Genomic DNA, 20598 nt, shown 5'->3' on the forward strand with positions numbered 1-20598 from the left:
ACCTTAAGCGCTCACCGTTAATTTAGAAAGAGCCACTTCACCAAACATAGAGGCTAGATGACCACTCAGCTCCGTTGCTGTTGCAATGCGCACTACACCGTCGGCCAAGTCGGGTTGTAATTGAACGCCCACTTCAACCGTCTGGCCAGCTTGGGTAAGCGCCACGCGATCACCGGCCTGCAAACCTAGTTGCCCCCAAAGGGTCTCCCCCACTCCAACCATATTGGCATCCTTTGCATCACGGGTGCGTTGCAATGCAGGGGCGCGGCGCACAATCGCATCACTTGAATAAATCGCTTGATCGGCAAGGCGCTCGAGCGATGCGGTAATCTGAACGCGTTGTTGGACCTCAGGGTTGGCTGTAAAACAATTATTGAGTTGGCTCTCTACAGACTTTGCAAACGCATCGGCATATACCTCTTCTGGGAGGTTATACAAAAAACCATTGAGGTTTAGGAGACTTCCTAATGCACGGAGCACCTTCCATGCCGGTCTAGCATCTGCCAAAGGTCGAACAGAAGGCTGAATGGTTTGCACCTGCCCCGCCATGTTCACAAAACTTCCAACGGATTCAGTATAAGGAGTGATTGGCAGAATCACATCGGCTAACTCAAGCAAATCGGGGCTCGTGTAGGCGCTCATCGCAATTACGGTATCGGCGCCTTGTAACGCAGCTCGGGTTTGTTGTGGGTTGGGTAAATCCTGAAGTGGCTCGACGTGTAACATCACATAGGCGCGCGCCTTACTTTGCAATACGGTATCAACACTGCCTTGATTACCCTGGGTAGCACCCACCAGTTGCGCCCCCACTGAATTACCACCTTCACACAAGAACCCAAAGGTGCATCCCGTATGCTTGGCAATAAACTCCGCAAGAACATGTAAATCAGAGGCGTTGGGATGGGCAATCGCCAGTGATCCCAAGAATATTGCCTGTGGCTCAGGGCTCTCAAGTTTGGCATTGCTGAGCAATTGATCTGCAATCGCTTGCGCTTCACGAGAAACGCTCTTCACTGAGAGACCAGTTGGAGGCTGTAAGGATTTTGCTTGCGCAATCGCTTGGGCAATTTGCCCCAATTGATCCACCCATTGACTGGGCTTCGATTTGAGATGCGCAGTAATCGGCATGAGCCAATCGTTACCGCCTGCATCGAGTCGATAGACCTTAAGGCCCTGTTTGCTTGCCGTGCGCATCCGAGCAGCGATCAGCGGCAGATCTTTACGCAAATGACTACCAATCACCAAGACACGCTTGAGTTCACTCAACTTCGCAATTGGCATACCCAACCAGGGTAGCGTTGCTGCTCCGCGGGTATCAGTTTGGCGCAAACGCGTCTCAATTTGATGACTTCCCAAACCACGCATCACTTTTTGCAAGAGGTAAAGTTCTTCAGCGCTTGCGATGGGGTGAGCCAATGCCGCTAACGCCTGACTACCATGCTGCTTCTGAATATCACTTAATGAGTGCACGACGTAATCGAGGGCAGACTGCCAATCGGTCTCTAACCACTGCCCATTTTGTTTCACCATTGGAGTGGTTAAACGATCAGGGCTATTTAGGCCTTCATATGCAAAGCGATCGCGGTCACTAATCCAGCACTCATTGATGGCCTCGTTCTCGAGTGCGACAACCCGCATCACATGATTAGCCTTCGTTTGTACGGTAGTGTTGGCACCCACGGCATCATGCGGACTGATCGAGCGCTTACGGACCAACTCCCAGGTGCGCGCGGCATACCGAAATGGCTTACTGGTTAAGGCGCCCACCGGGCAGATGTCGATCATATTGCCCGAGAGCTCAGAGTCAACCGTTTGCCCCACAAAGGTCGTGATTTCCGAATGCTCACCACGGTTGATCATGCCAAGTTCCATGACACCAGCAACCTCTTGGCCAAAGCGCACACAGCGGGTGCAGTGAATGCAACGCGACATCTCTTCCATGGAAATGAGTGGTCCAACATTTTTATGGAAGACCACACGCTTCTCTTCTTTATAGCGCGAACTGGATTTACCGTAGCCAACCGCCAAATCTTGTAATTGGCATTCGCCACCCTGATCGCAAATCGGGCAATCCAAGGGATGGTTAATGAGCAAGAACTCCATCACCGACTTTTGAGCCTCAACAGCCTTCGCCGAATGAGTAAACACTTTCATGCCCGCCATCACGGGGGTGGCACATGCTGGTAATGGCTTAGGCGCCTTCTCCACTTCAACCAAACACATCCGGCAGTTTGCGGCGATGCTCAGCTTCTTGTGATAGCAAAAATGAGGAACGTAAGTGCCTAGCTTGTTGGTGGCATGCATCACCATGGAGCCCTGCGGTACCTCGACGGGCTTACCGTCAACATGGATCTCAATCATGTTCACCGTACTCATGATTAGGCGGCCTTTGCAAATGAAGAAACCATGCAATGCTTATGCTCGACATGGTAAGCAAACTCATCCATATAGTGCTTGAGCATGCCTTGCACCGGCATCGCCGCTGCATCACCTAAAGCACAGATGGTCCGCCCTTGAATATTCCCGGCAACGTCTTTGAGAAGATCTAAATCCTCAGGTCGACCTTGACCGTGTTCAATGCGATTAACAATCCGCCACAACCAACCAGTCCCCTCGCGGCATGGAGTGCATTGGCCACACGACTCTTCGTGATAGAAATACGAGAGGCGTAAGAGTGAACGTACCATGCAACGGGACTCATCCATCACGATCACTGCTCCAGAGCCGAGCATCGACCCAGCTTTGGAGATCGCGTCGTAATCCATCGTGATATCCATCATGATCTTGCCAGGCAAGACTGGTGCCGATGATCCACCAGGGATCACTGCTTTGAGCTGTTTGCCATTGCGCATCCCGCCTGCCAACTTCAATAACTCAGCAAACGGTGTACCGAGCGGAACTTCATAGTTACCTGGGTAAGTGACATCTCCCGATACTGAGAAGATCTTCGTGCCGCCATTATTGGGCTTACCCAATTTGAGATAAGCCTCTGCACCAATGGCCAGAATAAATGGCACAGCTGCAAAGGTCTCGGTATTGTTAATGGTGGTTGGCTTGCCGTACAAACCAAAGTTCGCTGGGAATGGTGGCTTAAAGCGAGGCTGCCCTTTTTTACCCTCAAGAGACTCCAAGAGTGCGGTCTCTTCACCGCAAATATAAGCACCAAAGCCTGGGGCAGCGTGCAATTGGAAACTAAATTCTGTTCCTAAAATATTCTGTCCAAGATAGCCCGCAGCACGCGCTTCCTCAAGAGCCTCTTCAAAGCGCTCATAGACCTCCCAGATCTCGCCATGAATGTAGTTGTATCCCGTTGAGATCCCCATGGCATAGGCGCCAATGATCATGCCTTCAATCAATGCATGGGGGTTGTAGCGCATGATGTCACGGTCTTTGAATGTACCGGGCTCACCCTCGTCGCTATTACAAACGAGGTATTTGTTACCGTTGTAGTTCTTGGGCATGAAGCTCCACTTCAAGCCCGTTGGGAATCCCGCACCACCACGGCCACGCAAGGACGATGCCTTGACTTCCGCAATCACGGCATCCGGGGTAATCTTTTCGTTAAGAATCCGGCGTAGCTGCTGATAACCACCGCGACCCTCATAGTCTTTGAGATGCCAGTTCTTACCATCTAGGCCAGCCAAAATTAAGGGCTTAATGTGACGACTATGCAAACTGGTCATATGCTCCCCCGTTTTGCTTCTGCACTCAACTCATCTAATAAAGCATCGATCTTTTCTTGGGTCATAAAACTACACATACGGTGGTTATTCACCAACATTACAGGGGAGTCGCCACAAGCACCCATGCACTCACCCTCTTTTAGGGTGAAGGTTCCACAGGGCGTAGTCTCATTAAAGTTAATCCCGAGTTTTTTCTTGAGGTAGTCAGCCGCTTCTTCGCCATGCGTTAATTGGCAAGGCAAATTCGTGCACACCACGAGCTTGAACTTACCAATCGGCTTGGTCTCATACATGTTGTAGAACGTCGCTACTTCCTCAACCGCAATCTTGGGCATCTCCAGAATTTGCGCCACCTCGGCGATGATCTCGGGGGAGACCCAACCATGCTCTTCTTGTGCAGCAATTAAACATGCCATCACCGCCGATTGTTTTTGCTCAGGCGGATACTTCGCAATATTGCGATCCATTTGGGCGCGGGTCTTAGCAGAAAAAAGGGATTGGGCTGTCATCATGATTTATCGATCAATCTCACCAAATACAATGTCTTGGGTCCCAATGATGGTGACCGCATCCGCAATCATGTGACCGCGTGACATCTCATCCATGGCTGCTAAATGAGCAAAGCCAGGAGCCCGAATCTTTAAGCGGTAAGGTTTATTAGCACCATCCGAAATGGCGTAGATACCAAACTCCCCCTTCGGGTGCTCTACTGCTGCATACGCTTCACCCGTTGGCACATGAATCCCTTCGGTAAAGAGCTTGAAGTGATGGATCAACTCTTCCATATTGGTTTTCATATCAACGCGCTTAGGTGGGGCTACTTTGTGGTTATCACTCATTACTGGACCTGGATTAGCACGCAACCACTTCACACACTGCTGAATAATCCGATTGGATTGACGCATCTCTTCCATGCGCACTAAATACCGATCATAGCTATCGCCATTCACGCCCACTGGAATATCAAAATCCAACTGGTCATAGACTTCATAAGGCTGCTTCTTGCGCAAGTCCCAAGCAAAACCAGAGCCACGCAACATCGGACCAGTAAAGCCCATCTGCAGAGCTCGCTCAGGGGAGACCACACCAATACCCACCAAGCGCTGCTTCCATATGCGGTTATCGGTTAACAAATTGTTGTACTCATCCACATTGGCTGGGAAGCGATTAGTAAAGTCCTCAATGAAATCCAATAATGATCCGCTGCGGCTCTCGTTCAAACGCTTTACCGCTTGCTCACTCCGAATCGCCGACTTGGCGTATTGAGGCATCCTCTCAGGTAAATCGCGATAGACACCGCCGGGACGATAGTAGGCTGCATGCATGCGAGCACCGGATACCGCCTCATACATATCGAAGATATCTTCGCGATCACGGAAGGCATATAAAAAGATTGCCATCGCACCAACGTCGAGGCCATGACAGCCAACCCAGAGTAAGTGATTGAGCAGACGGGTGAGCTCATCAAACATCACGCGGATGTATTGGGCTCGGATAGGAACATCAACATCGAGAAGCTTCTCGATGGCCATCACATAGGCATGCTCATTGACCATCATCGATACATAATCAAGACGATCCATATACGGCACACTCTGAATCCAAGTCCGGGTCTCGGCGAGTTTCTCGGTCGCACGATGCAATAAGCCAATATGCGGATCGGCGCGTTGGATCACCTCGCCATCGAGCTCAAGCACTAAACGCAATACACCGTGAGCCGCAGGATGCTGGGGGCCAAAGTTGAGGGTGTAGTTCTTAATCTCAGCCATTTGCCAAGCCACCGTATTGTTCTTCACGAATCACGCGGGGGGTCACCTCACGTGGATCAATCGTGACTGGCTGATACACCACTCGCTTTAACTCCGGGTCATAGCGCATCTCGACATGGCCCGAGATTGGGAAATCTTTACGGAATGGATGACCAATAAAGCCGTAATCGGTCAAGATACGACGCAGATCCTCATGACCATCAAATAGGATGCCAAAAAGATCGAAGGCTTCGCGCTCAAACCAATTGGCTGAGTTCCAAATGGGTACCATCGATGCCACCAATGGATAGTCGTCGTCTGGAGCAAATACCCGAATACGCAGACGTTGGTTATGCTTGATCGACAGTAAGTGGCTAACCACCGCAAAGCGGGGGCCGCTCCAAGTGCCATCAGCATAGTCTTTGTAATCAACTCCACATAAATCAATCAGCTGCTCAAACGCTAAGCTGGGATCGTCGCGCAATAACTTGGCTGACTCAGCATACGTTGCATGATGCAAGACGATGGTCAACTCACGATGATCGATCGTGGCACTCTGAATACGGTTGCCTAAAATACGATCCAATTGCAAACGAAGTTGTTCGAGGCGATCACTCATCTCAACCCTTCCGCGCAATGGTGCTGGTGCGACCAATTTTGGCCTGCAATTGAATGATGCCGTAGATCAAGGCTTCGGCCGTTGGTGGACAACCAGGAACATACACATCCACTGGAACGATACGATCGCATCCGCGTACCACCGAATAAGAGTAGTGATAATAGCCACCGCCGTTAGCACATGAACCCATCGATATCACCCAACGCGGTTCTGGCATCTGGTCATAGACCTTGCGTAAAGCGGGGGCCATTTTGTTACATAAGGTACCCGCCACGATCATTAAATCTGATTGACGAGGCGATGGACGGAACACCACCCCAAAACGATCGAGGTCGTAACGCGATGCGCCCGCATGCATCATCTCAACTGCGCAACAGGCCAAACCAAAGGTCATCGGCCAAAGCGATCCGGTTCTGGTCCAATTAATTAACTGGTCAGCCGAAGTCGTTACAAAACCTTGTTTTAGAACACCTTCAAGTGCCATCGACGTCTACTCCCAATCCAGGGCGCCCTTTTTCCAGATGTAAGCAAAACCAACGATAAATTCGAGGAGGAAAATTGCCATCGCAATGTAACCTTCCCAGCCAATATCCCTCAAGGCAATGCCCCAAGGAAATAAAAATGCGGTTTCGAGATCAAATAGGATAAAGAGAATGGCGACTAGGTAGTAGCGCACATCGAATTTCATACGAGCATCTTCAAAGGCTTCAAAGCCGCACTCATATGGAGAATCTTTTTCTGAATAAGGTTTGGAGGGGGCTAACACTTTTCCCAAAACAATGGGAGCAAGACCGACGCCGATACCAACAAGAATAAACAACAGTACTGGGAAGTAATTTGAAAGGTTCAACTTCTTCTATCCTGTGTCAGATTTCCAAACGTTCGAATTATCAACGACTTTCATTTTGGGATTCTTGATTTACAGCAATAAGACAAGAATTCCCGACCAAACTATTCCACTTTGGTGCCGACGGCGAGACTCGAACTCGCACAGCCTAAGCCACTACCCCCTCAAGATAGCGTGTCTACCAATTTCACCACGTCGGCATCTCGGAAAAGCCCTACAACAACCCTCAATTCTACCGCATTGCACCTTCCAAAAAGGTGCAAATTAGCGAGGCACGACCGGCTTACCGGGTTCTGAACTTGCTCCATTTGCTGGAGTGGCGCCACCTTGCTGGGCAGGGGCTACAGTCGGCAACGTTGAGTTGGATAAAACCCCTGACTCAACAGGCTTTTTAGTTCCCAACCATGTAATTCCTAGGGTGCTTACAAAAAAGATCACTGCAAAAATAGCAGTGGTGCGCGAGAGGAAGTTTGAGGAACCAGTCGCCCCAAATAAACTGCCTGAGGAACCTGAACCAAATGCGGCACCCATATCAGCACCCTTACCTTGCTGAATCAAGACCAAGCCAATGATGGCCAATGCAGAAACTACTTGCAGGACCACGAATAAAGTTTTAAGCCATTCCATTTCTGTTCTCCATATTGTCATTCATCATGCAATCCATCACGCTCGACAGATTGCTAAAAACTCCTTGGCATCTAACGACGCACCACCAACCAACGCCCCATCAATATCGGGCATGGCAAAAAGCTCCGTGGCGTTATCGGCACGGACACTGCCCCCATAAATAATCCCAATATGAGAGGCCACATCATCATCAAACTCAGCCAGTTGCAAACGAATCGCCCGGTGCATATCTTGGGCCATTTGCGCACTGGCAACTTTACCTGTACCAATTGCCCAAATCGGTTCGTACGCAATCAAGCAATCCACCAATCGATCCTGCAGGGTGCTCACCTGACTGGCAACCTGTCGCCTCACCACCTCGACCGCACGCCCAGAATTTCGTTCATCGGCTGTTTCACCAACACAAATGATTGGGGTCAGCTCATGATCTAAAGCCTGCTCTGCCTTAAGGGCAATGCTCTCATTGGCCTCGCCATACTGCATGCGACGCTCCGAGTGACCGACGATCACAAAGCGAACGCCCATCTCTTGCAACATGCTCGCACTCACCTCACCTGTATACGGACCGGATGCATAGGCCGATACATCTTGCGCACCCAACTGAAGTTGCGAACTTCCCAAATAGCTGCCACATTCTTGCAAATAGGGAAAGGGTATGCAGACACCGAAGCGGCGCCCTGCGGGCATGCCCTGCTGCATCTCTGCAATGACCGTTTGCAACCAATCCCGATTACTACGAACACTGCCATTCATCTTCCAATTGCCGATGACCGTCAATGCGCGCATAGCAACCCTCTTACACCGTTAAAACAATTTTTCCGACATGCTCGCTCGATTCCATCAATCGATGCGCATCAGCGGCTTGCTCTAAGGAAAATGTTTTATAAATGACTGGCTTTAGTTGACCCGCATTCAGTAAGGGCCACACCGTCTGATACAACTCTTTGGTAATTTGATGCTTGAAGGCGACAGGTCTAGGACGCAAGGTCGATCCCGTGATAGTTAAGCGGCGACGCAATATTTGGCCCGTATTGACTTCTGCCTTTGAGCCCCCCATGATCGCAATGATCACAATACGACCGTCATCGGCCAAGCAATCAATCTCGCGCTGTAAATAGGTGCCGGTGACCATGTCTAAGATCACATCCACACCTTTGCCATTGGTAGCCTTCTTGATTTCTTCTACAAAGTCTTGAGTTTTGTAATTGATTGCAAGATCTGCGCCCAATTGCGTGCAGGCCGCACACTTCTCATCGCTTCCTGCAGTAACAAAAACTCGATGACCGAGTGCTTTGGCAATCAGAATAGCGGTCACACCAATACCACTGGAACCACCTTGCACCAGCAGAGTCTCACCTTTACTGAGATGCCCGCGCTGAAAGACATTACTCCATACGGTAAAGAATGTTTCTGGCAAAGACGCTGCCTCAATATCTGAAAAACCTTTTGGATAGGGCAAACATTGCGCGATTGGAGCAGTGCATAAATCCGCGTATCCGCCACCCTGCACAAGTGCACAGACTTTATCGCCCACCTTCAAACCAAAGGTGTTATCAGCATGTGCGAGATCACCGCCAATAATCTCCCCAGCCACTTCAAGACCGGGGATATCGGATGCACCTGGAGGAACGGGGTAATGCCCTTTTCGTTGCAAGACATCTGGACGATTAATACCGGCTGCCTTCACCCGAATTAAGACCTCGCCAGAACCTACGCTTGGCACAGCAGGATCAGGGCGCTCAGCTTTTACCAACATCTCTGGCGCGCCATACTCCCGAATCTCCATTACACGCATACCAATACTCCTACTTAAACGGTCTCGTTGGGACTATCGCTTGCCTGAGTATCTGCTGAACCAGACTCCGGGGTTAACAGAGCTTTCATGGATAGACGCAAACGGCCACGCTCATCGGCTGCGAGTAATTTCACACGCACGATCTGACCCTCTTGCAAGAAGTCTTTGACATCCTTCACGCGCTCCGTTGAGATCTCAGAGATATGTAACAGCCCATCTTTACCCGGAAGGATATTCACGAGGGCGCCAAACTCAAGTAACTTCACCACTGGTCCCTCATAGACCTTACCAACTTCAGCTTCAGCCGTGATACCTTCGATCTTGGCTTTCGCTTGCGCCATACCTTCTGCACTGGTTGAGGCAATCGTGACCGTACCATCATCTTTAATATCAATGCTGCACCCGGTCTCTTTAGTGAGCGCCTGGATCGTTGCGCCGCCCTTACCAATCACTTCACGGATCTTGTCTGGATGGATCTTAAAGGTCACCATGCGTGGTGCGTGCTCTGATAGCTCTGTGCGGACAGAACCCATCGCTTCTTGCATTTTGCTCAGAATATGCAAACGGCCTTCTTGGGCTTGCGCCAACGCAACCTGCATGATTTCTTTGGTAATACCCTGGACCTTAATATCCATCTGCAAGGCAGTAATACCGTTAGCAGTACCAGCTACCTTAAAGTCCATGTCGCCTAAGTGATCCTCATCACCCAAGATATCGGTTAAGACGGCAAAGCGATTGCCATCCAAGATCAGGCCCATGGCAACACCGGCCACATGGGCCTTGACTGGTACACCGGCATCCATCAGCGCTAAGCAGCCGCCACATACCGAAGCCATTGAAGATGAACCATTGGATTCGGTAATCTCAGAGACCAAACGAATGCTGTAGGCAAACTCTTCCATGCTTGGCAATACTGGTACTAAAGCGCGCTTTGCTAAACGGCCGTGACCAATCTCACGACGCTTGGGTGTACCAACGCGACCGGTCTCGCCGGTTGCAAATGGAGGCATGTTGTAGTGGAACATAAAGCGATCGCGGTACTCGCCTTCGAGCGCATCAATAATTTGCTCATCGCGTGCTGTTCCAAGAGTTGCAACTACTAAGGCTTGCGTCTCGCCACGAGTAAAGAGTGCGGAGCCGTGGGTGCGAGGCAATACACCGTTGCGAATTTCAATGGGGCGCACGGTTCGAGTATCACGGCCGTCAATGCGTGGCTCACCATTGAGAATTTGGCTACGTACGATCTTTGCTTCGATCTCGAACAAGAGATTACCAACCTCTACTTCATCCACTTCACCGTCAGCGGCCAACTGGGTCATGACATTTGCAACCACTTCTTTAATCTTGGTGGAGCGAGCTTGCTTTTGACGAATTTGATACGCATCCCGCAATGGGCCCTCTGCCAAACTTTGTAACTTGGCGATCAAAGCTTCGTTCTTGGGTGCTGGTTTCCAATCCCACTCGGGCTTACCGGCATCACGCACCAGCTCCTGAATCGCATTGATCGCGATTTGTGACTGCTCGTGTCCATACACAACAGCACCTAGCATGACGGCTTCAGATAGCTGTTGGGCCTCGGATTCCACCATCAATACTGCCGCTTGGGTGCCGGCTACGATCAAATCGAGTTCGCTCGTCGCTTGCTCGCTACGATTGGGGTTGAGTAAGTACTGGCCATCACGATAACCAACGCGCGCCGCACCCATGGGGCCATTAAATGGAATACCCGAAATTGCCAGGGCTGCAGATGATGCAATTAAAGCTGGAATATCAGCTGGCACATCAGGATTAATCGACATCACATGTACGACCACCTGGACTTCGTTATAAAAGCCTTCTGGGAATAATGGGCGAATTGGACGATCAATCAGACGAGAAATTAAGGTCTCGCCTTCGGAAGGACGTCCCTCGCGACGAAAGAATCCCCCAGGAATCTTGCCAGCAGAATAGGTCTTCTCAATGTAGTCAACGGTTAAGGGGAAAAAGTCTTGGCCCTCTTTCGCTGTTTTAGCACCGACTACCGTGGCGAGCACCACAGTGTCATCCATATTGAGGAGTACAGCACCACTGGATTGGCGAGCAATCTCACCGGTTTCCATGGTGACGGTGTGTTGGCCCCATTGAAACGTTTTTACAACTTTATGAAACATTGACATCTTTTTTTCTCCAAACATACGCACCGCGGATCCACAGCGCCGCGGTATCACTGGAGTGATTGTTTGATGAACCCAAGTGGGATGCCATTCCAGTGCGCCTCTTTTAAGAAGAAACGCATTGGAATGACACGATCCCTAGAAGCCGGTCATCTTGAACCACTCAAAGTAGAGCCTTGCCGGTTTGGCAACACCCTACTTCATTGCAATGCTGACAAAAACAAGAAATTACTTACGTAAACCTAGTTTGTCGATCAGCGCGCGATAACGGTCCAGATCCTTGCTCTTGAGGTAATCCAAGAGACGGCGACGGCGCGAGACCATCTTCAACAAGCCACGACGGCTGTGATGATCTTTTGCGTTTGCCTTGAAATGGGGGGTAAGTTCATTGATACGAGCGGTTAATAACGCCACCTGAACTTCGGGGCTACCCGTATCGTTTGCGCCACGCGCGTTTTGTTTGACGATTTCCGCCTTATTAATGTCTGCAACTGCCATCTTCATACTCCATACGTGCGGACACTCAAGCTTGCACCTGATATGCCGTGTTAATAAAAAGCTTTATAAATCAAAGCTTCAGCATTCTAACAGACCGCACCCTCCGATTGTGGGCAAAGCGGTCTGATAGTTCATAAAGTTATATAAATCAATAACTTATAATTTAAGGTGCCATCTGGGCATTGAGCTTAATCGCGCTGGGGTCGTGCAATTTGTTCAATGCCGCTAAATAGGCCTTGGCCGAGGCAGCAATAATGTCGGGGTCCATACCCACTCCATTCACAATACGACCCCCTTTAGAGAGCCGAACAGTAACCTCCCCCTGCGACTCGGTTCCTGAGGTAATGGCATTGACTGAGTAGAGCAAGAGTTCAGCGCCGCTTTGTACTTTGTTCTCAATCGCATGCAAGGTGGCGTCAACCGGGCCATTACCCTCCGCCTCAGAATGCACATCATGACCACCCATCTTGAACACCACCTTCGCCGATGGCTTTTCACCGGTCTCAGAATGTTGGTTCAAGGAAATGAAACTGAAGTGCTCATTCTGATCAGCCACTGAAGAGTCTGACATTAAAGAAATAATGTCTTCATCAAAAATCTCGGCCTTTTGATCGGCCAAAGCCTTAAAGCGGGCGAAGGCATCATTGAGCTCACTCTCCGACTCCAACACAATCCCCAACTCGGCAATGCGTTGCTTAAAGGCATTCCGGCCGGATAACTTACCAAGCACGATGCGATTGGTTGCCCAGCCCACATCTTCAGCCCGCATGATCTCGTAGGTATCGCGTGCCTTCAATACACCATCCTGATGAATACCTGATGCATGGGCAAAGGCATTGGCGCCAACCACTGCTTTATTCGGTTGCACCACAAAGCCCGTGATTTGCGAGACCAATTTAGAGGCTGGCACGATCTGCTTCGTATCAATGCCCACATCCAACTGAAAGAAATCCTTCCGAGTTCGTACCGCCATGACAATTTCTTCTAAGGACGTATTGCCCGCGCGCTCGCCAAGACCATTAATCGTGCACTCCACCTGGCGGGCGCCGCCAATATGCACACCAGCTAAGGAGTTGGCCACGCCCATCCCTAAATCGTTATGGCAATGCACGGACCAGATGGCTTTGTCTGAGTTCGGAATCCGAGTGCGCAAGGTTTTAATGAACTCGCCATAGAGTTCAGGAACGGCATAACCAACCGTATCAGGAACATTAATGGTGCTCGCACCCTCAGCAATCACTGCCTCCAAGACCCGGCACAAGAAGTCCATATCCGAGCGGTAGCCATCCTCGGGAGAGAACTCAATATCACCTGCCAAGTTTCTGGCAAAGCGGATAGACTTTTTAGCCTGCTCATACACCTGCTCCGGGGTCATGCGCAATTTCTTTTCCATGTGCAAGGCGCTGGTTGCCAAGAACACATGAATACGTTTTGCATTGGCTGCCTTGAGGGCATCTGAAGCGCGAGTGATATCAGTCTCATTGGCACGCGCGAGTGAGCACACCACCGAGTCTTTCACGGCTGCAGCAACCGCAGAGATAGCCGCAAAGTCGCCTTCAGAGCTAGCTGCAAAACCGGCTTCAATCACATCGACCCGTAAGCGCTCGAGTTGACGGGCAATCCGTACCTTTTCATCTCGGGTCATGGATGCACCAGGTGACTGTTCACCATCGCGCAAGGTGGTATCAAAAATAATTAATCGGTCACTCATCATCTATTCCTTGTCTAAACATCCAATACTGGTTTTCTAAAACAAAAACCCCAGCGGTTTAGCTGGGGCTGGTTTGCGAACTTAGTGCCTTACTTCATGTGTCTAAGCGCGACCCGCCCCGAGCCGAAGGCCCAGTGCTAGAAGAAGTAGAAGCGCATTGAATTGATTCATCATTGAAATAATATACCCCATTTACTCAGACTTGGCTGCAACTGTGGTTTCTCCACCAATCCTGCGCCCCATCGCCCGCTCCCATAACCATAAAACATAGCCAGATAGGGAGTACACCACGAAGAGGCCAAATAGAGTTAGGGGTGGGTTCGAGGAAATCAATACAAAACCGAGGATCAAAAGCACCATCACCCAAAACGGTACTCGATACCGAATATCCAAGGCCTTGCCACTGTAAAAACGGGCATTTGAAACCATGGTGAGTCCTGCATAAATCGTAATGAAGAAGGTTACTAACGGAATCGCAGAGTCCTTGACTGGTATCTTGTTATCGTCCGCCAACCAAATAAAACCCGCCAAGAGCGCTGCAGCCGCTGGACTTGGCAAGCCCTGGAAAAACTTTTTATCCACCACACCAATATTGGCATTAAAGCGGGCTAAGCGCAGTGCTGCGCCGGCACAATAGGTAAATGCTGCTAACCAGCCCCACTTACCAAGATCTTTTAAGACCCACTCGTACGCCACTAAGGCTGGGGCCACACCGAATGAAACCATATCAGCCAAAGAATCATACTGCTCACCAAACGCGCTTTGGGTGTTGGTCATTCGCGCGATTCGGCCATCCATGCCATCGAGCACCAGCGAAGCAAAGACAGCAATCGCTGCAACCTCAAAGCGATGGTTCATAGCGTTCACAATCGCAAAGAACCCGCAGAACAATGCCGCCGTCGTAAATAAATTGGGTAATAAATAAATGCCTTTGCTACGTGGACGCGGTGGCTCGACGACGAGATCATCCTCCGTCAAATCCTCCACAGAATCCCATTCCTCGCGTCGCGTATTTTTACTCCGCAGAAAACGAGAACGGTCCGGACGGAACTTGCGGCGTGGGGTCATGACTTAATCTAAACCCGGCAAACGTGCCAGCGCGGTATTGGTTGCAAAGACTTTCTCGCCAACACTCACTAAGGGCTCGGCCTCCAAAGGTAAATACACATCCACCCGCGATCCGAAGCGGATAAATCCATAGCGCTCACCGCGCTTGACGCGATCATTAGCACGTATGTAGCACAAAATGCGTCGCGCAACCAAACCTGCGATTTGCACCAAGGTGACCGTTTTGCCATTGGCATCAATCACGACCGCATTACGCTCATTCTCCGTCGAGGCCTTATCAATGCTGGCATTAAAGAACTTACCTGGAAAATAGGTGACCTGCTTAACAAGGCCACTCACGGCACAGCGATTGGAGTGCACATTAAACACATTCATGAACACGCTAATCTTTAAGGCTTCCCGATTGGCATACGGATCATGGGCTTTCTCAACCACCACAATGCGTCCATCGGCTGGCGATAAAACAAGATCCTTACCTAAGGGGGCAATTCGTTGTGGATCACGAAAGAACTGCAAGGTGAAGACAAAGAATAGCCACAATGGCCATGACCAGAAAAAACCAGCATAGCGATGGACCACAAAAGCCACAGCCCCAATCACAACCAGGTAGAGCCAGCCCTCTTTGGCAATGATGGGGTGTGGATACATCATCGGATGATTACCTTCTGAACTTAGTTCTTCGACTGGTCAACGAGTTTGTTCTTCGCAATCCAAGGCATCATGGCACGCAACTTCGCACCCACAACTTCGATCTCATGATCAGCAGTCAAACGACGACGCGAAATCAAGGTTGGTGCGCCAGCCCGATTTTCAAGGATGAAGCTCTTGGCATACTCACCCGTCTGAATGTCGTGCAAGGCCTTGCGCATTGCATTCTTGGTTTCCTCGGTCACAATCCGTGGACCAGTGACATACTCACCGTACTCTGCATTATTTGAAATAGAGTAGTTCATGTTAGCGATACCGCCTTCATAAATGAGATCCACGATGAGCTTTAACTCGTGCAAGCACTCAAAATAGGCCATCTCAGGAGCATAACCGGCCTCCACCAAGGTCTCATATCCAGCTTTGATTAACTCGACGGTGCCGCCGCAGAGTACAGCTTGCTCACCAAACAAATCGGTTTCGGTCTCTTCACGGAAATTGGTCTCGATCACACCTGCACGGCCACCGCCATTGGCAGTTGCGTACGATAAAGCTAAATCACGTGCAGAGCCCGACTTGTCTTGATAAACCGCAATCAAATGGGGCACGCCACCACCTTGGGTGTACGTGCTGCGCACAGTGTGGCCAGGAGCCTTAGGCGCAATCATGATCACGTCCAAATCCGCGCGAGGAATCACTTGACCGTAATGCACATTAAAGCCATGTGCAAATGCTAAAGCAGCGCCCTGTTTGATATTGGCATGCACTTCGTTTTTATACACGTCGGCAATTTGCTCGTCAGGCAACAGCATCATCACAACGTCTGCGTCCTTCACTGCTTCAGCAACTTCTTTCACTTGCAAGCCCGCATTCGCTGCTTTTTTCCAGGATACGCCGTCTTTACGTAAACCGACGGTGACTTTCACGCCGGAGTCGTTGAGGTTTTGTGCATGGGCATGGCCTTGCGAGCCATAACCAATGATGGTTACCTTTTTACCCTTGATCAGGGACAGATCGGCGTCCTTGTCATAAAAAACTTTCATACGATTTCCTTAAATTAAATACAGAGTGATTAAAACTAAACTTTCAGAATACGTTCGCCGCGCCCAATTCCCGAGCCGCCTGTGCGGACCGTCTCAAGAATCGATGCACGATCAATTGCACTAATGAAGGCATCCAACTTACTACTTACGCCTGTGAGCTCAATCGTGTAACTTTTATCAGTCACATCAATAATGCGGCCTCGGAATATATCCGCAGTACGCTTTAACTCCTCGCGCTCTTTACCAACGGCCCTCACCTTAATCATCATGAGCTCGCGTTCGATATGAGGACCCTCGGTTAAATCAAAGACCTTTACCACCTCCACCAAACGGTTGAGATGCTTAGTGATTTGCTCAATCACATCATCGGAACCTATCGTGACCAAGGTCATGCGCGATAAAGACGGGTCTTCGGTTGGTGCGACGCTCAAGGTCTCAATGTTATAACCGCGGGCTGAGAACAAACCAACGACGCGCGAGAGCGCTCCTGGCTCGTTCTCGAGCAAAACAGAAATAATGTGACGCATTAGAGATCCTCACTTCCAAGCAGCATCTCACTAATGCCCTTACCCGCTTGCACCATGGGCCAAACGTTTTCATGTGGATCAATCTGGAAATCCATAAATACGGTGCGATCCTTTAATTTCAGGGCCTCTTTCAGAGCTGGCTCTACATCGGCCTTGGTCTCAATCCGCATCCCCACATGGCCATAGGCTTCAGCCAACTTCACAAAATCGGGTAGTGAGTCCATGTATGAACTGGAATAGCGCTTGCTGTAGGTCAACTCTTGCCATTGACGCACCATTCCTAAATACCGATTGTTTAAGGAAACGATCTTAATCGGCGTGTTGTACTGAGTGAGCGTTGAAAGCTCCTGAATACACATCTGGATCGAGCCCTCTCCGGTAATGGTGACGACCTCCTGATCAGGGAACGCCTTTTTAATTCCCATGGCATAGGGCAAACCAACTCCCATGGTGCCTAAACCACCCGAGTTAATCCAGCGACGCGGTTCATTAAACTTATAAAACTGGGCCGCCCACATCTGATGTTGGCCAACATCTGAACACACAAAGGCATCGCCCTTAGTCAACTCCCAAAGCTTCTCAACCACGTATTGAGGCTTCACGATTTGCGAGTCACGATCGTATTTCAAGCAATCGCGCTTCTTCCATTCATTAATCTGATCCCACCACGCCTTCACCTTCGCCTGATTCTTGCGTGCTGGTGCCGCTCTTAATTGCGCGCTCATGTCGACCAAAATCTCTTTGAGATCACCGACAATCGGAACGTCCACCTTAACGCGCTTTGAAATCACCGACGGGTCAATATCAATATGAACAATCTTGCGTGGATGGCTAGCGAAGTGTGCTGGGTTTCCAATCACACGATCATCAAAACGAGCGCCGATTGCAATCAACACATCGCAGTGCTGCATGGCCATATTGGCTTCATAGGTGCCATGCATTCCAAGCATGCCCACAAACTGCTCATGCGTGCCCGGGAATCCACCCAAGCCCATGAGTGTATTGGTTACGGGATAGCCCAAGAGTTCGGCAAACTCTTTAAGCTCTTTGGCGGCTTCGGCCATGATGATCCCGCCACCCGTATAAATATAGGGCCGCTCAGCCTCTTGTAATAAAGAGACGGCTTTGCGGATTTGGCCGCTATGACCCTTGATCACCGGGTTATAGGAGCGCATGCTCAAACTATCAGGGTAAACAAAAGGTGCTTTAGTGGCCGAGATGTCCTTTGGAATATCCACCAACACTGGGCCAGGACGACCAGTGCGTGCAATATGAAATGCCTTTTTAAGAGTGACGGCCAGGTCATTAATGTCCTTGACCAAGAAATTATGTTTGACGATGGGTCGTGTAATGCCCACGGTATCGGCCTCTTGAAAGGCATCCTCACCAATCGCGTAGGTTGGCACGTTACCGGTAATGATGACCATCGGAATTGAATCGGTGTAAGCGGTCGCAATCCCAGTGACCGCATTCGTGACTCCTGGACCGGAGGTAACCAATGCCACACCGACCTTACCGGTAGCACGCGCATAGCCATCAGCTGCATGAACCGCCGCTTGTTCGTGACGAACCAAAATATGTTCAAACTTATCTTGTTTGAAGATCTCGTCGTAAATAAAGAGAACCGCACCACCAGGATATCCCCATACGTACTCCACCCCCTCGGCATGCAAGGCATGCACCAACATCTCAGCACCAATCATTTCAGGGGCGGATTGTTTTGTGGGGCTTGGGTTAGAGTCGGTTTGAGACCCGGTTGCGGCCTGACCACCTTTGGTGGCTAAGAATTCAGCATTACTCGTATTCATTGTCATTTTCCTTTGCAATTTTCGGCAAAAAATTGTTTAGGCTGTTCTGTCCCTTACTTATGGTCCGGGTTCGAACGGCGCTGCCGCAAAGAAAAAAGACTGCCACTTCTTGGATGGTCTCTTTGCGGTAAGCCCTCCATTGTAAAGCAATAGCCTAGAATGAGCGAGTTTAGGCACTATTTTGGGTCGAAAACGAATAACGAAACCACAAAAACACACTCATTAATCCGCAGTAATTCACATGGCTTCTGCCCAAGAACTCGACCAATTTCTGGCTGGCATTGAGAAAAAAGCCTTCAAACAGGCCGTCTATGCGGTTCGGGATGAGGCCGCTGCCCTTGATGTGGTGCAAGATGCCATGATTAGCTTGACTCAAAAATACGGCGATCGGCCAGCCGCAGAGCTGCCACTGATTTTTACCCGAATTCTGCAAAATCGGATCCATGACTGGTTTCGTCGCCAAAAAGTGCGCTCCGCCCACGAGACCCCCTTCTCAGCATTGGGATCGGGTAATGATGGCGAGGAAGACTTTGATCCTTTGGAGCTTATTGAGATCCGGGATGGGGGTCCAATACCCCTAGATGCCAGTGCGGCATTAGCCAATCAAGAGTTATTGGCTATCCTTGAGGCAGAAATATCAAAATTGCCAAGTCGTCAACGAGAGGCCTTCCTCATGCGTTATTGGGATGAACTGAGTACTTCTGAAACGGCCCTTGCCATGGGATGCAGCGAGGGCAGTGTAAAAACCCATTGCTCCCGAGCCGCCCACACCTTGGCAGCTGCATTGAAGGCCAGAGGAATTGTGTTGTGATGATGAACAAGAATAAACAAAATTTAGATCCAGTTGAGCAAGAGTTTGGAAAGCGGGTAACCCGTCTATTAAGCGCTCAATCAGAAAATCTCAGCAGCGATATCCAATCGCGCTTGCAAGATGCTCGTGCGACTGCGCTCAGTCGCGCCAAGCCTGAACCTGTATTTGTTGCACAACTCCAAACGACGCATCGTAGCTTTCGGACCTCATCTTGGAATAAACCCATATGGTCATTCACTGGTTGGCTCGTACCCATTACCGTCGTAGTTCTTGGCTTAATTGCCATCACCGAATGGCAAGAAGACTTGCGCATCAATGATATTGCCAATGTCGATATTGCCCTCCTAACCGATGACGTTCCACCCGATGCATTTGTTGATAACGGCTTTATGGCGTTCCTAAAACTAAAGACCCTCGCCAAACCAGAGACGGATGATAAAAAGTCCGACGACGAAAAAATTTAGCGATGCAATTTCGACTTCTAGCACCAGCCCTTCTCACTCTCTTCATCGCACTGTCGAACTCTGGGGCTCATGCGCAGAATACTGGAGTAACCCAGCCCTCCCCGACAACTGTTGGCAAGAAAGTCGATAAGCTCGCCTGGAATCAATTAAACCCACTGCAGCAAACCGTACTTGCGCCATTGGAGAGTGATTGGGAAACCTTGAGCAATGACCGCAAAACAAAATGGTTACGGGTCGCGAATCGCTACCCCTATATGACCTCTCCCGAGCAAGAACGGCTCCAGGGACGAATGGCCGATTGGGCAAAGCTGCCCCAAAAAGATCGGCGTATCGCGCGCGATAACTATCTGACGAGCCTACAAATCCCAGCGGAACAAAAAGCGGCTGCTTGGGAAGCTTATCAACAACTCTCTGAAGAAGAAAAGCAAAAGCTTGCTCAGCAAGAACTCAATAAAAGAAAATCAAGCGCAGCTACCGCACCTGCAATTCAGCCGCGCGCGGTCATCAATACCCCCTCAGGGCCCGCACCAAACTCCACAATCAAATAAACT

21 protein-coding genes and 1 tRNA gene are annotated in these 20598 nt (G+C 50.0%); 3 read left to right on the forward strand and 19 right to left on the reverse strand.

What is annotated here, in order from left to right:
- Positions 1 to 3: 3 nt before the first annotated feature.
- The 19 genes from nuoG to QUE62_RS06145 form a co-directional block, all read right to left on the reverse strand.
- A complete protein-coding gene (gene nuoG / locus QUE62_RS06055; protein ID WP_286224747.1) occupies positions 4 to 2361 on the reverse strand; it encodes an NADH-quinone oxidoreductase subunit NuoG in 2358 nt (785 codons plus the stop codon).
- Between the two features lie 17 nt (positions 2362 to 2378).
- Positions 2379 to 3683: an NADH-quinone oxidoreductase subunit NuoF gene (nuoF, locus tag QUE62_RS06060; protein ID WP_286261094.1), complete on the reverse strand. Its 1305-nt coding sequence runs from the start codon at positions 3681 to 3683 to the stop codon at positions 2379 to 2381.
- Entirely contained in the window at positions 3680 to 4192 is a 513-nt protein-coding gene (nuoE, locus tag QUE62_RS06065) for an NADH-quinone oxidoreductase subunit NuoE (RefSeq protein ID WP_286262583.1), read from the reverse strand. Before nuoE ends, nuoF begins: the two co-directional genes overlap by 4 nt.
- A 6-nt stretch (positions 4193 to 4198) precedes the next feature.
- Complete coding sequence (locus QUE62_RS06070) at positions 4199 to 5452, reverse strand: NADH-quinone oxidoreductase subunit D (RefSeq protein WP_286262586.1); 1254 nt, start codon at positions 5450 to 5452, stop codon at positions 4199 to 4201.
- Positions 5445 to 6050 carry an NADH-quinone oxidoreductase subunit C gene (locus tag QUE62_RS06075; protein WP_286261095.1) on the reverse strand — a complete coding sequence of 202 codons (606 nt, stop codon included), beginning with the start codon at positions 6048 to 6050 and terminating at the stop codon, positions 5445 to 5447. Before QUE62_RS06075 ends, QUE62_RS06070 begins: the two co-directional genes overlap by 8 nt.
- A gap of 1 nt (position 6051) precedes the next feature.
- Complete coding sequence (locus tag QUE62_RS06080) at positions 6052 to 6534, reverse strand: NuoB/complex I 20 kDa subunit family protein (RefSeq protein ID WP_108508733.1); 483 nt, start codon at positions 6532 to 6534, stop codon at positions 6052 to 6054.
- A gap of 6 nt (positions 6535 to 6540) precedes the next feature.
- Positions 6541 to 6900 carry an NADH-quinone oxidoreductase subunit A gene (locus QUE62_RS06085; RefSeq protein WP_286223203.1) on the reverse strand — a complete coding sequence of 120 codons (360 nt, stop codon included), beginning with the start codon at positions 6898 to 6900 and terminating at the stop codon, positions 6541 to 6543.
- Between the two features lie 112 nt (positions 6901 to 7012).
- A tRNA-Leu gene (locus QUE62_RS06090) sits at positions 7013 to 7097 on the reverse strand.
- A gap of 64 nt (positions 7098 to 7161) precedes the next feature.
- The gene (gene secG, locus QUE62_RS06095) at positions 7162 to 7524 is read right to left on the reverse strand and encodes a preprotein translocase subunit SecG (protein WP_108508735.1); all 363 of its coding nucleotides are present in this window, start codon (positions 7522 to 7524) and stop codon (positions 7162 to 7164) included.
- 36 nt (positions 7525 to 7560) lie between these two features.
- Positions 7561 to 8310 carry a triose-phosphate isomerase gene (gene tpiA, locus QUE62_RS06100; RefSeq protein ID WP_286223204.1) on the reverse strand — a complete coding sequence of 250 codons (750 nt, stop codon included), beginning with the start codon at positions 8308 to 8310 and terminating at the stop codon, positions 7561 to 7563.
- A gap of 10 nt (positions 8311 to 8320) precedes the next feature.
- Positions 8321 to 9319: an NAD(P)H-quinone oxidoreductase gene (locus QUE62_RS06105; protein ID WP_286223205.1), complete on the reverse strand. Its 999-nt coding sequence runs from the start codon at positions 9317 to 9319 to the stop codon at positions 8321 to 8323.
- 14 nt (positions 9320 to 9333) lie between these two features.
- Positions 9334 to 11475 carry a polyribonucleotide nucleotidyltransferase gene (gene pnp / locus QUE62_RS06110; RefSeq protein WP_286223206.1) on the reverse strand — a complete coding sequence of 714 codons (2142 nt, stop codon included), beginning with the start codon at positions 11473 to 11475 and terminating at the stop codon, positions 9334 to 9336.
- 225 nt (positions 11476 to 11700) lie between these two features.
- Entirely contained in the window at positions 11701 to 11970 is a 270-nt protein-coding gene (gene rpsO, locus QUE62_RS06115; RefSeq protein ID WP_108508739.1) for a 30S ribosomal protein S15, read from the reverse strand.
- 163 nt (positions 11971 to 12133) lie between these two features.
- Positions 12134 to 13681, reverse strand: a complete 1548-nt coding sequence (locus QUE62_RS06120; RefSeq protein WP_286223207.1) for a 2-isopropylmalate synthase — start codon at positions 13679 to 13681, stop codon at positions 12134 to 12136.
- Positions 13682 to 13873: 192 nt separating this feature from the next.
- Positions 13874 to 14749 carry a CDP-diacylglycerol--serine O-phosphatidyltransferase gene (gene pssA / locus QUE62_RS06125; RefSeq protein ID WP_286223208.1) on the reverse strand — a complete coding sequence of 292 codons (876 nt, stop codon included), beginning with the start codon at positions 14747 to 14749 and terminating at the stop codon, positions 13874 to 13876.
- 3 nt (positions 14750 to 14752) lie between these two features.
- Positions 14753 to 15400, reverse strand: a complete 648-nt coding sequence (locus QUE62_RS06130) for a phosphatidylserine decarboxylase (RefSeq protein WP_286223209.1) — start codon at positions 15398 to 15400, stop codon at positions 14753 to 14755.
- A gap of 20 nt (positions 15401 to 15420) precedes the next feature.
- Positions 15421 to 16437 (reverse strand): ketol-acid reductoisomerase, encoded by a 1017-nt coding sequence (ilvC, locus tag QUE62_RS06135; RefSeq protein ID WP_286261097.1) that lies wholly within the window; start codon positions 16435 to 16437, stop codon positions 15421 to 15423.
- Positions 16438 to 16472: 35 nt separating this feature from the next.
- Positions 16473 to 16964, reverse strand: a complete 492-nt coding sequence (ilvN, locus tag QUE62_RS06140; protein ID WP_286223211.1) for an acetolactate synthase small subunit — start codon at positions 16962 to 16964, stop codon at positions 16473 to 16475.
- Positions 16964 to 18772, reverse strand: coding sequence for an acetolactate synthase 3 catalytic subunit (locus QUE62_RS06145; RefSeq protein ID WP_286261099.1), 1809 nt, complete (start codon positions 18770 to 18772; stop codon positions 16964 to 16966). Before QUE62_RS06145 ends, ilvN begins: the two co-directional genes overlap by 1 nt.
- Before the next feature lie 241 nt (positions 18773 to 19013).
- On the opposite strand from QUE62_RS06145, the gene QUE62_RS06150 reads away from it, so the two are divergent.
- Genes QUE62_RS06150 through QUE62_RS06160 form a run of 3 tightly spaced genes read left to right on the forward strand, consistent with a single transcriptional unit; the run spans position 19014 to position 20595 of the window.
- Positions 19014 to 19583, forward strand: coding sequence for an RNA polymerase sigma factor (locus QUE62_RS06150; RefSeq protein WP_286224987.1), 570 nt, complete (start codon positions 19014 to 19016; stop codon positions 19581 to 19583).
- Complete coding sequence (locus tag QUE62_RS06155) at positions 19583 to 20047, forward strand: DUF3619 family protein (protein ID WP_286223214.1); 465 nt, start codon at positions 19583 to 19585, stop codon at positions 20045 to 20047. Before QUE62_RS06150 ends, QUE62_RS06155 begins: the two co-directional genes overlap by 1 nt.
- Positions 20048 to 20049: 2 nt before the next feature.
- Entirely contained in the window at positions 20050 to 20595 is a 546-nt protein-coding gene (locus tag QUE62_RS06160) for a DUF3106 domain-containing protein (RefSeq protein WP_286223215.1), read from the forward strand.
- The last annotated feature ends 3 nt before the right edge of the window (positions 20596 to 20598 follow it).

Source organism: Polynucleobacter sp. HIN9, from assembly GCF_030297635.1.
Lineage (GTDB): Bacteria > Pseudomonadota > Gammaproteobacteria > Burkholderiales > Burkholderiaceae > Polynucleobacter.

Bases quoted from the DNA above. Each gene is read 5' to 3' on its own strand.
- nuoG (WP_286224747.1), bottom strand. From the start codon at position 2,361: ATGATTGAGATCCATGTTGACGGTAAGCCCGTCGAGGTACCGCAGGGC.
- nuoF (WP_286261094.1), bottom strand. From the start codon at position 3,683: ATGACCAGTTTGCATAGTCGTCACATTAAGCCCTTAATTTTGGCTGGC.
- nuoE (WP_286262583.1), bottom strand. From the start codon at position 4,192: ATGACAGCCCAATCCCTTTTTTCTGCTAAGACCCGCGCCCAAATGGAT.
- QUE62_RS06070 (WP_286262586.1), bottom strand. From the start codon at position 5,452: ATGGCTGAGATTAAGAACTACACCCTCAACTTTGGCCCCCAGCATCCT.
- QUE62_RS06075 (WP_286261095.1), bottom strand. From the start codon at position 6,050: ATGAGTGATCGCCTCGAACAACTTCGTTTGCAATTGGATCGTATTTTA.
- QUE62_RS06080 (WP_108508733.1), bottom strand. From the start codon at position 6,534: ATGGCACTTGAAGGTGTTCTAAAACAAGGTTTTGTAACGACTTCGGCT.
- secG (WP_108508735.1), bottom strand. From the start codon at position 7,524: ATGGAATGGCTTAAAACTTTATTCGTGGTCCTGCAAGTAGTTTCTGCA.
- tpiA (WP_286223204.1), bottom strand. From the start codon at position 8,310: ATGCGCGCATTGACGGTCATCGGCAATTGGAAGATGAATGGCAGTGTT.
- QUE62_RS06105 (WP_286223205.1), bottom strand. From the start codon at position 9,319: ATGCGTGTAATGGAGATTCGGGAGTATGGCGCGCCAGAGATGTTGGTA.
- pnp (WP_286223206.1), bottom strand. From the start codon at position 11,475: ATGTCAATGTTTCATAAAGTTGTAAAAACGTTTCAATGGGGCCAACAC.
- rpsO (WP_108508739.1), bottom strand. From the start codon at position 11,970: ATGGCAGTTGCAGACATTAATAAGGCGGAAATCGTCAAACAAAACGCG.
- QUE62_RS06120 (WP_286223207.1), bottom strand. From the start codon at position 13,681: ATGAGTGACCGATTAATTATTTTTGATACCACCTTGCGCGATGGTGAA.
- pssA (WP_286223208.1), bottom strand. From the start codon at position 14,749: ATGACCCCACGCCGCAAGTTCCGTCCGGACCGTTCTCGTTTTCTGCGG.
- QUE62_RS06130 (WP_286223209.1), bottom strand. From the start codon at position 15,400: ATGATGTATCCACACCCCATCATTGCCAAAGAGGGCTGGCTCTACCTG.
- ilvC (WP_286261097.1), bottom strand. From the start codon at position 16,437: ATGAAAGTTTTTTATGACAAGGACGCCGATCTGTCCCTGATCAAGGGT.
- ilvN (WP_286223211.1), bottom strand. From the start codon at position 16,964: ATGCGTCACATTATTTCTGTTTTGCTCGAGAACGAGCCAGGAGCGCTC.
- QUE62_RS06145 (WP_286261099.1), bottom strand. From the start codon at position 18,772: ATGAATACGAGTAATGCTGAATTCTTAGCCACCAAAGGTGGTCAGGCC.
- QUE62_RS06150 (WP_286224987.1), top strand. From the start codon at position 19,014: ATGGCTTCTGCCCAAGAACTCGACCAATTTCTGGCTGGCATTGAGAAA.
- QUE62_RS06155 (WP_286223214.1), top strand. From the start codon at position 19,583: ATGATGAACAAGAATAAACAAAATTTAGATCCAGTTGAGCAAGAGTTT.
- QUE62_RS06160 (WP_286223215.1), top strand. From the start codon at position 20,050: ATGCAATTTCGACTTCTAGCACCAGCCCTTCTCACTCTCTTCATCGCA.